Here is a 16,116-nt window from a genome sequence, read left to right as displayed (position 1 = left end):
GTTGTCGGCGAAGCCCGGCGAGCGCCACTGTCCAGCTTCCCCGAGCGCCACTGTCCAGCGCCCCCGAGCGCCACTCGAACGTGGGACCTCGAGATTGCCGTCTGCTGACTCCCGCGGTTGCTTGAGAATGCTGCGCCTAGATGCCGAACGCATGCAGACGCCGCTCGGGTCCGCGCTTACAACTACACCGGAGCACCTACTACTACACCGGAGCAGACGAGTCTCGGTCTAGCGCGTCGGCGGTTGCTCGTTAGCTTCCGCAAGAAGGAGGCGATGAATAAACGATGGATCGATCTATTCAGTCAGGCTAAATACACCCTCTGACCAGTGCCCCCGGCACGACTCGAACGTGCGACCTAGGGATTAGAAGGCCCTTGCTCTATCCACCTGAGCTACGGAGGCAATGCGCAGGTCAGTGTAGCCAACCGCGAAAAATGAAGCGGCACAGGCGACACAACCGATGGAATATGCGTTTAGACAGACTGTAGATCGGTTATGGTGTGAGCCTCGACACACGTACAACATCGGCCGGTCATCGGTCGTTAACCGCAACGAGGCGTGTGCCTGACGTCGAGGGGTGGGCTCTGTTATGTACATGGCCAGTGTGACTTCGCGGTGCTCGCGCGCGAGCGCCGAGGTGTTGCGCCAGGGCGCGCAGCTCGCGGCTGACGCCAAGGACACCTACCGGGCGGGCGCATTCTTGCTGCGCGGATCCCCTTTCGCAGTGGGGTGGGTCGCCGGCTGGTTGGCCACCGAATTCCCGCCGCACGTCGTCACCGGGCACGCGTTGACCCGGGTCGCGCCGCCGTCGATCAACCGGGTGGGTGCCAGCTGGGCCGCCCAGCGTGCCGGCGAGGCGCTGAACGCCGCACTTGAGCATGCCTTCGGGGCTGACTTCCGTGACCAGGTTTCTCACCCGACTACCAACCGATCGGTGTTGCCGCGGCGTGGCCTGCTGCTCAAGCCCAAGCCCGGCCCGCATCGCCGCTATGCGGCCAAGACGTCGAATATTTCCTACGGTCCCGGCGGTAACGAGCACCTGCTGGACGTCTGGCGCCGTTCCGACCTGGCCCCCGGGCATCGGGCACCGGTGCTGATCCAGGTGCCCGGCGGCGCGTGGAGCGTCAACGGCAAGCGCCCGCAGGCCTACACGTTGATGAGCCGGATGGTCGAACTCGGCTGGATCTGCGTATCGATCAACTACAGCAAGAGCCCGCGCGCCAAGTTCCCCGCCCACATAATCGACGTCAAGCGGGCCATCGCCTGGGTCCGTGAGAACATCGGCGACTACGGCGGCGACTCTGACTTCATCGCCATCACCGGCGGCTCGGCGGGTGGCCATCTTGCCTCGCTCGCCGCGCTGACCCCGAACGATCCGATGTTTCAGCCGGGCTTCGAGCGTGCCGACACCACCGTCCAGGCAGTTGCGCCTTACTACGGCGTCTACGACTTCACCGACTTCGACAACATGCACGAGATGATGCTGCCCTTCTTGGAGCAGTTCGTGATGAAGGCCCGCTTCGAAGAGGAGCCGGAACGCTTCGTCGCCGCATCGCCGATCTCCTACGTGCACAGTGAGGCCCCGCCATTTTTCGTGCTGCACGGTGAGCGTGACGAACTGGTGCCCAACGGACAGGCCAGAGCGTTCTGCGCGGCATTGCGCGGTGCCGGAGCGGCCACAGTCACCTACGCCGAGCTGGCCAACGCGCATCACGCGTTCGACATCACCCCGACGGTCCGGTCCCGGCTTGCCGCTGACGCCGTCGCCGACTTCCTTGGTGTGGTCTACGCCCGTCGGGACAGCGCCGAGCTGAGCTCGTTCGCATTGACGGCCTCCCCGGCCAGCTGATCTAGGTCGCGTCGCAGGGTCAACCGCGCACAGCCGATCCTCACTTTCACCACCGGATGAACCGGACTAGCGTTGGGTGGGCATTGTGGGTCACTGGGCTGAGAGCAGGAGGGTCGATCAGCGGTGATGTGTCGAGGTGTCCGGCGCCCGGAGGGTTGTAACCATGGCTGAGTCCGGCGGCGCGCTCGGGTTGTCGGACGAACTGGGACCCGTCGACTATCTGTTGCACCGGGGGGAGGCGAATCCGCGGACGCGCTCGGGAATCATGGCGCTGGAGCTGCTGGACACCACCCCCGATTGGGACCGCTTCCGCACCCGCTTCGAGCACGCCTCCCGAAAGGTGTTGCGGCTGCGGCAAAAAGTGGTGGTGCCCACCCTGCCGACAGCCGCGCCGCGCTGGGTGGTCGACCCCGATTTCAACCTTGATTTCCACGTGCGGCGGGTCCGCGTCACCGAACCGGGTACGCTGCGCGAGGTCTTCGACTTGGCCGAGGTGATGCTGCAGTCGCCGCTGGACATTTCGCGTCCGCTGTGGACGGCGACGTTGGTCGAGGGCCTGCCGGACGGCAAGGCCGCGACACTGCTGCACCTGAGCCACGCGGTCACCGACGGGGTGGGCAGCGTCGAGATGTTCGCCGAAATCTACGACCTGGAGCGCGACCCGCCGGAGCGGCCGGAGCCGCCGCAACCCATCCCGCAGGATCTGAGCCCCAACGACCTCATGCGCGAAGGCTTCAACCACCTGCCCATCGCGATCGTCGGTAGCGCACTGGGGGCGCTCTCCGGGGCGGTGTCCGCGGCCGGACGGGCGGTACTGGACCCGGTGTCCACCATCTCGGGCATCGTCGGTTACGCCACTTCCGGTGCGCGCGTACTTAATCGGGCTGCCGAACCTTCGCCGCTGCTGCGACGGCGCAGCCTAACCAGTCGCACCGAGGCTATCGACATCCGGCTTTCCGATCTGCACAAAGCGGCCAAGGCCGCTGGCGGCTCCATTAACGACGCCTATCTGGCCGGTGTGTGCGGAGCGCTGCGCCGCTACCACGAGGCCCTCGGTGTGCCGATCAAGACTTTGCCGATGGCGGTCCCGGTGAACCTGCGCTCTGAAGGAGACGGCGCCGGCGGCAATAACTTCACCGGTGTCAACCTGGCGGCCCCGATCGGCACCGTGGACCCGGTGGCTCGGATCAAGAAGATCAGAGCACAGATGACCCAGCGTCGCGACGAACCCGCGATGAACATCATCGGGTCCGTCGCGCCGGTGCTTAGTGTGCTGCCGACCGCAGTGCTCGAAGGCATCACCGGCTCGGTGGTGGGTTCAGACGTGCAGGCCAGCAACGTCCCCGTCTATCCGGGCGACACGTACATTGCCGGTGCAAAAGTGTTGCGGCAGTACGGTATCGGTCCGTTGCCCGGCGTGGCGATGATGGTTGTGCTGATCTCCCGCGGTGGCTGGTGCACCATTACCGCGCGCTACGACCGAGCGTCGATACGAAAGGATGACTTGTTCGCGCAGTGCCTGTTGGAGGCTTTCGACGAAATTCTGGCGCTCGCCGGTGATCCGCCGCCACGCGCTGTAGCCGCATCGTTCGTCGCCGGACCGGCGGCGACGCGATCGGTGTCGGGCTCATGAGCGCCGCCGACGAGAAGGACGCGGGTCCGCACTCCAAGGATCTGCGGTTGCCGGGTTCGGTAGCCGAGATCATGGCCAGCCCGCCCGGGCCAAAGGTCGGGGCATTCTTCGACCTGGATGGCACGCTGGTGGCCGGCTTCACCGCGGTGATCCTCACCCAGGAGCGGCTGCGCCGCCGCGACATGGGGGTGGGCGAGCTGCTCAGCATGGTGCAGGGCGCGCTGAATCACTCACTGGGTCGCATCGAGTTCGAGGACCTGATCAGCAAGGCGTCGATGGCCTTGGCCGGACGCTTGCTGACTGACCTGGACGAGATCGGGGAGCGGTTGTTCAACCAGCGCATCGAGTCCCGGATCTACCCCGAGATGCGGGAGCTGGTGCGCGCCCATGTGGCTCGCGGCCACACCGTGGTGCTGAGTTCGTCGGCGCTGACGATCCAGGTCAACCCGGTGGCCCGATTTCTCGGCATCACGAACACGTTGACCAACAAGTTCGAGACCAACGAGGACGGGATCCTCACCGGCAGTGTGTTGAAACCGATCCTGTGGGGGCCGGGCAAAGCTGCTGCAGTGCAACGGTTTGCCGCCGAGCACGACATCGACCTGAAGGACAGCTACTTCTACGCCGACGGCGACGAGGATGTCGCCCTGATGTACTTGGTCGGTAATCCGCGGCCGACCAACCCCGAGGGCAAGATGGCCGCCGTAGCCAAGAAGCGCGGCTGGCCGATCCTGAAGTTCGACAGCCGCGGCGGGGTGGGGCTGCGACGCCAGATCCGTACGTTGGCCGGATTCGGTTCGATGGTGCCGGTGGCCGCCGGCGCGGTTGGGCTGGGCTTGCTGACCCGCAACCGACGGCGCGGAGTGAATTTCTTCACCTCGAATTTCTCCCAACTGTTGCTGACGACCTGCGGCGTGCACCTCAACGTGCTGGGCCGAGAGAACCTGACGGCACAACGTCCGGCGGTATTCATTTTCAACCATCGCAACCAGGTCGATCCGGTCATTTCCGGCGCGCTGGTCAAAGACAACTGGGTGGGTGTAGGCAAGAAAGAATTGGAGCGCGACCCGATCATGGGCACCCTGGGCAAGTTGCTCGACGGGGTGTTCATCGACCGTGACGACGTGAACTCGGCGGTGGAGACCCTGCACGCGGTCGAAGACCGCGCCCGCAACGGCCTGTCCATCGTGATCGCGCCCGAGGGCACCCGGTTGGACACCACCGGAGTGGGGCCGTTCAAGAAGGGGCCGTTCCGGATTGCGATGTCGGCGGGAATCCCCGTTGTTCCCATCGTGATTCGCAACGCCGAGATCATCGCTTCACGCAATTCCACCACACTGAACCCGGGCACGGTCGACGTGGCGGTGTTCCCGCCGATCCCGGTCGACGACTGGACCCTTGACACCCTGCCTGACCGCATCGCCGAGATCCGCCAGCTCTACCTCGATACGCTGGCCGACTGGCCGGTTGGCGAGCTGCCTGAGGTTGATCTGTATTCCGCAAAGAAGCCGGCTAAGAAGGCTCCCGCGAAAAAGGCTGCGGCTAAGAAGGTTCCGGCCAAGAAGGATCCTGCGAGAAAGGCTGCGGCTAAGAAGGTTCCGGCTAAGAAAGCTTCAGCGAAAAAGGCTCCCGCGAAGAAGGCTCCCGCGAAAAAGGCTGCGGCCAAGAAGGCGCCGGCCAAGGCCGCGCCGAAACCTACGCCCGACCTTACCGCGCACGAGTCCACCGTCGAACCCAAAAGCGTTGAGACGCAGCGCTCCAACCCGGATCAGCAGTCGGCTGCCGACTCGCCGGGTGCTAGGCCCTGAGGGCGGCCGTGACCAAGCCGGCCGCCGACACCAGCGCAGTCCTTACCGATGAGGACGCGCTGGTCCTTGCCTCCATGGACACTCCGATCGAGATGGAACTGGTCATGGAGTGGCTGCGCCAGCAGCGTGCACGCTGCCCGGGGACCACGTTCGACGTCCTGAAGCTGCCGGCCGGCAGCGCGCCACCGGGGGCGCTGACCGCTCTGGTGGAAAAGCTCGAAGCCGGTGCGCAACAGCACGAAGACCGCGCGATCGTGCCGGTGCGGGTGTTTTGGCTGCCGGCCGCCAACCGCGGCAAGGTGGCTAAATTGGCCGCGCTACTTCCGGGCCAAGACCCTTACCACCCGAATCAGCGTCAGCAGCGCCGCATCCTGCGTACCGAGCCGTGGCGGGCACGAGTGGTGGCGGGCGAGTCGGCTAAAATGTCTGAACTGCGCCAGCAATGGCACGAGACCACGGTGGCCGAAAGCCCGCAAGAATTCGCCCAGTTCGTCACGCGGCGCGCACTGCTGGCCTTGGCTCGCGCCGAATACCGAATCCTTGGACCGCAATACAAGTCGCCTCGGTTGGTCAAACCGGAGATGTTGGCGTCGGCCCGTTTCCGGTCCGGACTTGAATCCATCCCCGGCGCGACCGTCGAGGAAGCCGGCAAGATGCTCGACGAGCTGGCGACCGGATGGAGCCAGGCGTCGGTGGACGTCATTTCGGTGCTCGGCAAGCTGCTCAGCCGCGGGTTCGACCCGGAGTTTGACTACGACGAATATCAGGTTGCTGCAATGCGTTCCGCGTTGGAAGCGCACCCCGCGGTGATGCTGTTCTCGCATCGGTCCTACATCGACGGTGCGGTTGTCCCGGTGGCGATGCAGGACAACCGATTGCCCCCGGTGCACATGTTCGGCGGCATCAACCTCTCATTCGGGGTGATGGGGCCGCTGATGCGCCGGTCGGGCACCATCTTCATCAGGCGCAATATCGGTGACAACAAGCTGTACAAGTACGTCCTCAAGGAATACGTCGGCTACATCGTCGAAAAGCGATTCAACCTGAGCTGGTCCATCGAGGGCACCCGATCGCGCACCGGAAAGATGCTGCCACCCAAACTCGGTCTGTTGAGCTACGTAGCCGACGCCTACCTGGATGGCCGTAGCGATGACATTCTGCTGCAGGGTGTTTCGATCTGTTTCGACCAGTTGCACGAGATCGCGGAGTACGCGGCCTACGCCCAGGGCGCCGAGAAGACCCCCGAGGGTTTCAGCTGGCTGTACAACTTCATCAAAGCCCAGGGCGAGCGCAACTACGGAAAGATCTACGTCCGCTTCCCCGAAGCGGTCTCCATGCGACAGTACCTCGGCGAGCCGAACGGTCCGCTGGCTCACGACGAGGCCGCCAAACGCCTTGCATTGCAAAAGATGTCATTTGAGGTCGCCTGGCGGATACTGCAGTCGACACCGGTGACCGCGACCGGTTTGGTGTCGGCGTTGCTACTGACCACACGCGGGACGGCGTTGACCCTGGATCAGCTGCACCGCACCCTGCAGGACTCGCTGGACTATCTCGACCGCAAACAGACACCGGTGTCCACCAGCGCGTTGCGGTTGCGCTCGCGAGACGGCGTGCGCGGTGCCGTCGACGCGCTGTCCAATCGGCACCCGGTGACCAGAGTGGATAGTGGCCGAGAACCGGTGTGGTACATCGCGCCCGAGGACGAACACGCGGCGGCTTTCTACCGCAACTCAGTGATTCACGCGTTTCTAGAGACTTCGATTGTCGAACTGGCCTTGGCGCACTCCCGGCACGCCGACGGGGATCGGGTGGAAGCGTTCTGGACGCAGGTGATGCGGCTGCGTGATCTGCTGAAGTTCGACTTCTACTTCGCCGACTCAGCGGCCTTCCGGGCCAACATCGCCGAAGAGATGGCCTGGCATCAGGATTGGGAATCCCACGTCGCCGCCGGCGGGGACAAGATCGAAAAAATTCTTTACGCCAAACGACCGTTGATGTCGGACGCGATGCTGCGGGTGTTCTTCGAGGCCTACGAGATTGTCGCCGATGTACTGCGCGATGCCCCTGCCGACGTTGGTCCCAAGGAGCTGACGGACCTCGCGCTCGGGGTTGGTCGACAATATGTGGCACAGGGCCGGGTCCGCAGCAGCGAATCGGTGTCGACGCTGTTGTTCGCGACCGCACGCCAAGTCGTTGCCGACCAGGACCTGATTGCGCCGGGGCCCGACCTGGCCGCGCGGCGAGAAGCGTTTCGGCGCGAGTTGCGCAACATCCTGCGTGACTTCAACCACGTCGGGAAGATAGCCCGCAATCGGTTCGTCGAGCGAGAGAAAAAAGCGCACCAACAGCGTCTAGGCACACAAATGTAACTGCCCCGGGCTGGCGTCCGGCTTCGCAAAGGTGTTGCGCTCGCAGCTTGTTGACGCAGGACGCTTTGTCCACACTTGTCGATTGCTCCACAGATGGCCCCGACAGTGCGGCTGCGGCCAACGGTTTGTCAGTGATCGCGAGCTGAATGGACCGCAGGTGAAAGCGCCGCCGGGAGCATCCCCCGGCGAACTGGGAAGGAATTGAGCAATGTTCGAAACGTCTCTGACCGTCGTCGGTCACATCGTCAACGATCTGCAGCGCCGCAAGGTCGGCGACCAGGATCTGATCAAGTTTCGGGTGGCCAGCAATTCCCGCCGCCGGACCAGCGACGGCGGGTGGGAGCCGGGCAACTCCCTGTTCATCACCGTGAACTGCTGGGGCCGGTTGGTCACCGGGGTGGGCGCCACGCTAGGCAAAGGCTCGCCGGTGATCGTGGTGGGCCATGTCTACACCAGCGAATACGACGACAAGGACGGTAATCGACGTTCCTCGGTGGAGATGCGGGCGACGTCGGTAGGTCCGGACCTGTCCCGGCTGCGCGTCGAAACGCCGGGTCGCACCGCGGAGGATGTCGCCAGGCTCGCAACGGCGGAGGTGGGCGCAAGCGACAGTGATCTCGTCAGCGCGAATGCCGCCGGATTGGACGGGAATGCGGCCGGGTTGGAACTGCCCGCCGATACCCAAACGAGGAGCCCGCTGCCACTGTCGGCCTAGCGTTGCGCGGCGATGCATAGGATGGTCCGCGGGTATCACGACCGTCTCGAAGACCAGAAAGGCAACACCGCGGCATGGCTGAGTTCATCTACACGATGAAGAAGGTCCGCAAGGCGCACGGCGACAAGGTGATCCTCGACGACGTCACGTTGAGCTTCTACCCCGGCGCCAAGATCGGCGTCGTCGGCCCCAACGGGGCCGGAAAGTCGAGCGTCTTGCGGATCATGGCCGGATTGGACAAGCCGAACAACGGTGACGCCTTCCTGGCCAACGACGCGACGGTCGGCATTCTGCTACAGGAGCCACCGCTCAACGAGGAGAAGACGGTTCGGGGCAACGTCGAAGAAGGCCTAGGCGAGATCAAGGTCAAACTGGACCGCTTCAACGAGGTCGCCGAGCTGATGGCGACCGACTACTCCGATGAACTGATGGAGGAAATGGGCCGGCTGCAGGAGGACCTGGACCACGCCGACGCGTGGGATCTGGATTCCCAGCTGGAGCAGGCGATGGACGCGTTGCGCTGCCCGCCGCCCGACGAGCCGGTCAGCAACCTGTCCGGCGGTGAGCGTCGCCGCGTCGCGCTGTGCAAGCTGCTGCTGTCCAAACCCGACCTGTTGCTGCTCGACGAGCCGACCAACCATCTGGACGCCGAGAGCGTGCAGTGGCTCGAGCAACACCTGGCCAGCTACGCCGGCGCCATCCTGGCCGTCACGCACGACCGCTACTTCCTTGACAACGTCGCCGAATGGATCTTGGAGCTTGACCGCGGCCGCGCCTACCCCTACGAAGGCAACTACTCCACCTATCTGGAGAAGAAGGCCGAGCGCATCGCGGTGCAGGGTCGCAAGGACGCCAAGCTGCAAAAGCGCCTCCAAGAGGAGCTGGCGTGGGTCCGGTCGGGCGCCAAGGCGCGACAGGCCAAGAGCAAGGCGCGCCTGCAGCGCTACGAGGAAATGGCCTCCGAGGCAGAGAAGACGCGCAAACTCGACTTCGAGGAGATCCAGATTCCGGTCGGGCCGCGACTGGGCTCAGTGGTTGTCGAGGTCGAGCACCTCGACAAGGGCTTCGAGGGCCGCACCCTGATCAAGGACCTGTCCTTCACGTTGCCGCGCAACGGCATCGTCGGGGTCATCGGTCCCAACGGCGTCGGCAAGACCACGCTGTTCAAAACCATCGTCGGGCTCGAGGAACCCGACAGCGGCACTGTCAAGGTCGGCGAAACCGTCAAGCTCAGCTACGTCGACCAGTCCCGCTCCGGTATCGACCCGAAGAAAACCGTGTGGCAGGTGGTGTCCGACGGGTTGGACTACATCGAGGTCGGCCAGACCGAGGTGCCATCGCGGGCCTACGTGTCGGCCTTCGGGTTCAAGGGTCCCGATCAGCAGAAACCGGCGGGTGTGCTGTCCGGGGGCGAGCGCAACCGGCTCAACCTGGCCCTGACGCTCAAACAGGGCGGAAACCTGATCCTGCTCGACGAGCCGACCAACGACCTGGACGTCGAGACACTGAGTTCGCTGGAAAACGCGCTGGTCAACTTCCCCGGCTGTGCCGTGGTGATTTCCCACGACCGCTGGTTCCTGGACCGAACCTGCACGCACATCCTGGCCTGGGAAGGCGACGCGGACAACGAGGCCAAGTGGTTCTGGTTCGAAGGCAACTTCGGCGCGTACGAGGAGAACAAGGTGGAGCGCCTCGGCGCCGAAGCGGCGCGGCCGCACCGGGTCACCCACCGCAAGCTGACACGGGACTAGTGTCAGCTCTGCCAACCGCAAGGTAACCGTCGCGAGTGGGGAGCAATCGGAATGACGATCGATCCCGAAGCCAGACTGCAGGCCGCGGCGTGGACCACGTTCACGCGCAGCGAGGACATTCCCGACTGGATATCCAAGGCCTACGCCGACAGCTACCGATCTTCGCAGGATGACGGGTCCCAACCCAGTGCGGCGCCCGCCTCGCCGGTGACACCCGCCATGCTGGCCGCTCAGTACCGGCTCGGCGAGCACCGCCCGGCCGGCGAGAGTCGCGTCGCGGTGTACGCGGTGGACGACCCGGGCGGGTTCGGCCCGGCGCTGCAAGTGGTAACCGAGCACGGCAGCATGCTGATGGATTCGGTCACGGTGCTGCTGCACCGGCTGGGTGTCTTCTACACCGCGATCATGACGCCGGTCTTCGAGGTGCAGCGCAACCCGGCGGGAGACCTGCGCAGCATCCAACCGAAGTCCCCGGACAAATCGCCCTACCACGGCGAGGCGTGGATCCACGTCCAGCTCTCGCCGACGGTCGACCGCAAGGCGCTCGCGGAGGTGCAGGGGCTGCTGCCCAAGGTGCTGGCCGACGTCCAGCGGGTGGCCACCGACGCGGCGGCCATGATCGCCACCCTGGGCGAACTGGCTGCGGTTGTCGACGAAGACCCTGAAGGTCACTACGCCGCACCCGACCGCCACGAGGTCGCCGAGCTGCTGCGCTGGTTGGACGACGGCAATTTTCTGCTGCTGGGCTATCAACCGTGCCGAGTGCAAAACGGCCTCGTCATCGGGGACGGCTCCAGCGGACTGGGCGTGCTACGCGCCCGCAGCGGCACCAGGCCCCGTCTCACCGACGACGACAAGTTGATTGTCTTGGCCCAGGCCGCCGTCGGCAGCTACCTGCGCTATGGCGCCTACCCCTATGCGATCGCCATCCGCGAAAACGTCGACGGCGGTGTGATCGAGCACCGCTTCGTCGGGCTGTTCACTGTCGCCGCCATGAACGCCGACGTGCTGGAAATCCCAATGATCTCGCACCGGGTTCGCGATGCCCTCACCCTGGCTGGCAGCGACCCCAGCCACCCCGGTCAGCTGCTGCTTGACGTCATCCAAACCGTCCCGCGCCCGGAACTTTTCACACTCAGCGCGCACCGCATGCTGAACATGGCCAAGGCCGTGGTCGACATGGGATCACAGCGCCGCGCCCTGCTGTTCCTGCGCGCGGACCGGCTCCAATTCTTCGTCTCGTGCCTGGTGTACGTCCCCCGCGACCGCTACACCACAGCAGTTCGCCTGCAGATTGAGGACATCCTGGTCCGCGAATTCGGCGGGACCCGGCTGGAATTCACCGCCCGGGTCAGCGAATCACCCTGGGCGCTCATGCATTTCATGGTGCGGCTGCCGTCGGAAATCCCGGCGAGCGCAGGCGAAAAGGGCGAAGCCACGCCAGTCGACGTGTCCGAGGCCAACCGCGTCCGCATCCAGGCGCTACTCAGCGAGGCGGCGCGCACCTGGTCGGACCGGCTGATCGCGGCCGCGGCCGCCCTGCCCCAGAGCACCGTTGCAGCCGCCGACGCCGAGCACTACGCGTCCGCATTCTCCGAGGCTTACAAACAGGCCGTCACCCCGGCCCAGGCCATCGACGACATCGCTGTCATCAACGAATTGGTGGACGACACAGTCAAATTGGTGTTCACCGACGAAGGCGAACAGGGACTGGCCCAACTGACCTGGTTCCTGGGCGGGCGCAGCGCGTCGCTAAGCCAGCTGTTGCCGATGCTGCAAAGCATGGGTGTGGTGGTCCTCGAGGAGCGGCCGTTCACCGTTACCCGTCCCGACGGGTTGCCGGTGTGGATCTACCAGTTCAAGATCTCGCCGCACCCCACCATCCCCTTGGCGCCGGCGGGACCCGAGCGGGATGCCACGGCGCGACGCTTCGCCGACGCGGTCACCGCTATCTGGCACGGCCGGGTCGAAGTCGACCGGTTCAACGAGCTGGTCATGCGTGCCGGGCTGACCTGGCAGCAGGTCGCGCTCCTGCGCGCCTACGCAAAGTATCTGCGGCAGGCAAACTTCCCCTACAGCCAGTCCTACATCGAATCTGTTCTCAACGAACACGCCTCCACCGCAAGGTCATTGGTTGCATTGTTCGAGGCACTGTTCAATCCCGCGCAGGGATCGCCGTCCGGTCGCGACGCGCAGGCAGCCGCGGCTGCCGTTGCCACCGACATCGACGCGCTGGTGAGCCTGGACACCGACCGGATCCTGCGCGCGTTCGCCTCCCTGGTACAGGCCACTCTGCGGACCAATTACTTCGTGACGCGCGAAGGTTCAGCCCGGGCCCGAAATGTGTTGGTGCTCAAGCTCGATGCCCAGCTAATCGACGAATTACCGCTGCCGCGGCCCAAGTACGAGATTTTCGTCTACTCGCCGCGCGTCGAAGGCGTGCACCTGCGATTCGGCCCGGTTGCGCGCGGCGGGCTGCGCTGGTCGGACCGCCGCGACGACTTCCGGACCGAGATCCTGGGCCTGGTCAAAGCTCAGGCGGTGAAAAACGCCGTCATCGTCCCGGTCGGGGCCAAGGGCGGCTTCGTGCTGAAACGACCGCCGCTGCCCACCGGGGACCCCACCGCCGACCGCGACGTCACTCGCGCCGAAGGCGTCGCCTGCTACCAGCTGTTCATCTCCGGCCTGCTCGACGTCACCGACAACGTCGACCAGCGCACCGGTGCGGTGAACCCGCCGCTGGGTGTGGTGCGCCGCGACGGCGACGACGCCTACCTGGTGGTCGCCGCCGACAAGGGCACCGCGACCTTCTCCGACATCGCCAACGACGTCGCCAAGGCCTACGGCTTCTGGCTGGGTGACGCGTTCGCCTCCGGCGGATCGGTCGGCTACGACCACAAGGCGATGGGCATCACCGCCAAAGGTGCCTGGGAGGCGGTCAAACGTCACTTCCGCGAGATCGGCGTCGACACTCAGTCCGAGGACTTCACCGTCGTCGGGGTCGGTGACATGAGCGGCGACGTGTTCGGCAACGGCATGCTGCTGTCCAGGCACATCCGGCTGATCGCCGCCTTCGACCACCGGCACGTGTTCCTCGACCCCGACCCCGACGCCGCGACGTCCTGGGCCGAGCGGCGTCGCATGTTCGAACTGCCCCGGTCCAGCTGGGACGACTACGACAAGACGCTGATCAGCGAGGGCGGCGGGGTCTACAGCCGGGACCAGAAGACGATTCCGGTCAGCCCTGAGGTCCGCGCGGCCCTCGGTATCGAGGGGGAGGTCAGCGAATTGCCCCCGCCCAACCTGATTCGCGCGATCCTGCAAGCGCCGGTCGACCTGCTGTTCAACGGCGGGATCGGTACCTACATCAAGGCCGAGAACGAATCCGATGCCGACGTCGGTGACCGCGCCAACGATCCGGTGCGGGTCAACGGAAACCAGGTGCGCGCCAAGGTGATCGGCGAGGGCGGCAACCTAGGTGTGACGGCGTTGGGCCGCGTCGAATTCGACCTGTCCGGCGGCCGGATCAACACCGATGCACTGGACAACTCCGCCGGCGTGGACTGCTCCGACCACGAGGTCAACATAAAGATCCTGATCGACTCACTGGTTACCGCGGGCAAAGTCGGGGTCGACGAGCGAACCGCGCTGCTGGAGTCGATGACCGACGAGGTCGCTCAACTGGTGCTCACCGACAACGAAGACCAGAACGACCTGATGGGTACCAGCCGCGCCAATGCGCCCAGCCTGCTGCCGGTGCATGCCGATCAGATCAAGTACCTGGTCGCCGAGCGCGGCCTCAACCGTGAACTGGAAGCGCTGCCGTCGGAAAAGGAGATCGCGCGGCGCTCGGAGATCGGCATCGGTCTGACCTCGCCCGAGCTGGCGACGCTGATGGCACACGTCAAGCTGGACCTCAAGGAACAGGTGCTGACCACCGAGCTGCCCGACCAGGACGTATTCGCCTCCCGGCTGCCGCAGTACTTTCCCAGGCCGCTGCGCGAGCGGTTCACCCCGGAAATCCGCACCCACCAGCTGCGCCGCGAGATCGTCACCACCATGCTTATCAACGACCTGGTGGACACCGCCGGCATCACGTACGCCTTCCGGATCACCGAGGACGTCGGGGTCACCCACCTCGACGCGGTGCGCACCTACGCGGCCACCGATGCCATCTTCGGGGTGGGACACATCTGGCGCCGCATCCGCGCCGCCAACCTCCCCGTTGCGTTGTCCGACCGGCTGATCCTGGACACCCGGCGGCTCGTCGACCGGGCCGGACGCTGGTTGCTTAACTACCGTCCGCAGCCGTTGGCCGTCGGCGCTGAAATCAACCGGTTCGCCGCGAAGGTCAAGGCGCTGACACCGCGCATGTCGGAGTGGCTGCGGGGGGACGACAAAGCCATCGTCGAGAAGGAAGCCGGCGAGTTCACCGCGCTGGGTGCACCGCCGGATCTGGCCTACCGCGTCGCGGTCGGCCTGTACCGCTACAGCCTGCTAGACATCATCGACATCGCCGACATCACCGAGATCGAGACCGCGGAAGTGGCCGACACCTACTTCGCGCTGATGGATCACCTGGGCACCGACGCGCTGCTGACGGCGGTTTCCGAGCTGGAACGTAACGATCGCTGGCATTCGTTGGCGCGCTTGGCGATTCGTGACGACATCTATGCTTCGTTGCGCTCATTGTGTTTTGACGTATTGGCGGTGGGGGAGCCCGACGAGAGCGGTGAGGAGAAGATCGCCGAGTGGGAGCACATCAGCGCGTCCCGGGTCGAGCGGGCGCACCGGACACTCAACGAGATCCGCGATAGCGGTGCGAAGGATCTCGCGACGCTGTCGGTAGCGGCGCGTCAGATCCGCCGCATGACGCGAACTAGTGGACGGGGATCTTCGGGTTGAGTATCGGGTTCGTCGCAGCCGTACCGGTGCGCTGGTCGGACATCGACATGTACCAGCACGTGAATCACGCGACCATGGTCACGATTCTCGAAGAATCGCGGGTGCCGTTCCTCAAGGAGCCGTTTGGTGCCGACATCACCACTATCGGCTTATTGATCGCCGACGTCCGGGTGACTTATAAAGACCAACTGCGCCTTGTTGATTCACCCTTGCAGGTGACCATCTGGACCAAACGGCTGCGGGCGGTGGACTTCACGTTGGGCTACGAAGTGCGCTCGGTCAATGCCGCCCCGGAGTCCAAGCCGGCGGTGATCGCCGAGTCTCAGCTAGCTGCGGTCCACATCGAAGAACAGCGGCTGGTTCGACTCACGCCGCACCACCGGGAGTATCTGCAGCGGTGGCTCAGGGAGTGAGCGGCGAGCGCGGACTGTGGTTGGGTCCCGAAGGCGCGGCGGCACATCGGGCGGATCTGGCCGCTTTCGTCGAGCACGCGCTGCGCCTCGACGATGCCGCCGTCATCCGCATTCGTGCCCGCTCACGGGGATTGCTGACCGCTTGGACGGCAACCGGCTTCGACGTCCTGGCCAGCCGCGTGGTGGTCGGCACGGTGCGACCCGACGACATGTCGGTAGGTGCGGACGCTTTGTCGCGTGGCCTGGCGGCCATGAACGAATCCGGATACGTGGAGCCGGGATACGCGATGGACTCGGCGTGGCGGGGCGGCTTGCCCCCGGAGTCTGGCTTCACCCACCTCGACGACATACCGGCGCGGGTCCTGTTGGACCTGTCCCAGCAGGGTGTCGCTGTGGCCAAGGAGCACGGTTCAGCGCATGGTCCGCCGACCTCGCTGCTGGACCAGGAGGTCGTCGAAGTCAGCGCGGGTGGGGAGGTGGTGGGGCTGCCGATGCGTTGTGTGTTCGCGTTGACGGCGATGGGTTTCCTGCCGCAAGCGGCTGACGCGGTAGACGACGAGATCGTAAGGGTGCGGAGCACTTCGGCCTGGTTGCGCGTCGACGCGCGATTCGGGTCGGTCTATCGGCGGCGCGCGCATGCCGCGTTGGTGGTGCACTGAGCGGCCCGCCG

At 65.2% G+C, this 16,116-nt stretch carries 9 protein-coding genes and 1 tRNA gene; 9 read left to right on the top strand and 1 reads right to left on the bottom strand.

The genetic code is table 11. The annotated features are described in order from the left end of the window. Positions 1–328: 328 nt before the first annotated feature. Positions 329–402 (bottom strand) — tRNA-Arg (locus H0P51_RS19265). Positions 403–589: 187 nt separating this feature from the next. Here H0P51_RS19265 and lipQ point away from each other — a divergent pair. The 9 genes from lipQ (at position 590) to H0P51_RS19220 (ending at position 16,105) form a co-directional block, all read left to right on the top strand. After that, positions 590–1,849 carry an esterase LipQ gene (gene lipQ / locus H0P51_RS19260; RefSeq protein ID WP_180919094.1) on the top strand — a complete coding sequence of 420 codons (1,260 nt, stop codon included), beginning with the start codon at positions 590–592 and terminating at the stop codon, positions 1,847–1,849. A gap of 163 nt (positions 1,850–2,012) precedes the next feature. Then, positions 2,013–3,482: a WS/DGAT/MGAT family O-acyltransferase gene (locus H0P51_RS19255; RefSeq protein WP_180914502.1), complete on the top strand. Its 1,470-nt coding sequence runs from the start codon at positions 2,013–2,015 to the stop codon at positions 3,480–3,482. After that, entirely contained in the window at positions 3,479–5,290 is a 1,812-nt protein-coding gene (locus H0P51_RS19250) for an HAD-IB family hydrolase/lysophospholipid acyltransferase family protein (RefSeq protein ID WP_180914501.1), read from the top strand. The genes H0P51_RS19255 and H0P51_RS19250 overlap by 4 nt, the downstream gene beginning before the upstream one ends. Positions 5,291–5,298: 8 nt before the next feature. Then, positions 5,299–7,662: a glycerol-3-phosphate 1-O-acyltransferase gene (locus H0P51_RS19245; RefSeq protein WP_180914500.1), complete on the top strand. Its 2,364-nt coding sequence runs from the start codon at positions 5,299–5,301 to the stop codon at positions 7,660–7,662. Positions 7,663–7,870: 208 nt separating this feature from the next. Then, positions 7,871–8,377 carry a single-stranded DNA-binding protein gene (locus H0P51_RS19240; RefSeq protein ID WP_180914499.1) on the top strand — a complete coding sequence of 169 codons (507 nt, stop codon included), beginning with the start codon at positions 7,871–7,873 and terminating at the stop codon, positions 8,375–8,377. A gap of 74 nt (positions 8,378–8,451) precedes the next feature. Further along, the gene (ettA, locus tag H0P51_RS19235; RefSeq protein ID WP_180914498.1) at positions 8,452–10,128 is read left to right on the top strand and encodes an energy-dependent translational throttle protein EttA; all 1,677 of its coding nucleotides are present in this window, start codon (positions 8,452–8,454) and stop codon (positions 10,126–10,128) included. Positions 10,129–10,179: 51 nt separating this feature from the next. Continuing rightward, the gene (locus H0P51_RS19230) at positions 10,180–15,033 is read left to right on the top strand and encodes an NAD-glutamate dehydrogenase (RefSeq protein WP_180914497.1); all 4,854 of its coding nucleotides are present in this window, start codon (positions 10,180–10,182) and stop codon (positions 15,031–15,033) included. Continuing rightward, positions 15,030–15,446, top strand: coding sequence for an acyl-CoA thioesterase (locus H0P51_RS19225; protein WP_180914496.1), 417 nt, complete (start codon positions 15,030–15,032; stop codon positions 15,444–15,446). Before H0P51_RS19230 ends, H0P51_RS19225 begins: the two co-directional genes overlap by 4 nt. After that, entirely contained in the window at positions 15,431–16,105 is a 675-nt protein-coding gene (locus H0P51_RS19220) for a DUF8185 domain-containing protein (RefSeq protein WP_180914495.1), read from the top strand. The genes H0P51_RS19225 and H0P51_RS19220 overlap by 16 nt, the downstream gene beginning before the upstream one ends. The last annotated feature ends 11 nt before the right edge of the window (positions 16,106–16,116 follow it).

It is taken from the genome of Mycobacterium vicinigordonae, from assembly GCF_013466425.1.
Classification (GTDB): Bacteria; Actinomycetota; Actinomycetes; order Mycobacteriales; family Mycobacteriaceae; genus Mycobacterium; species Mycobacterium vicinigordonae.
Note: the sequence above shows the minus strand (reverse complement) of the source record. Positions and strands in the feature narration are given on the sequence as shown.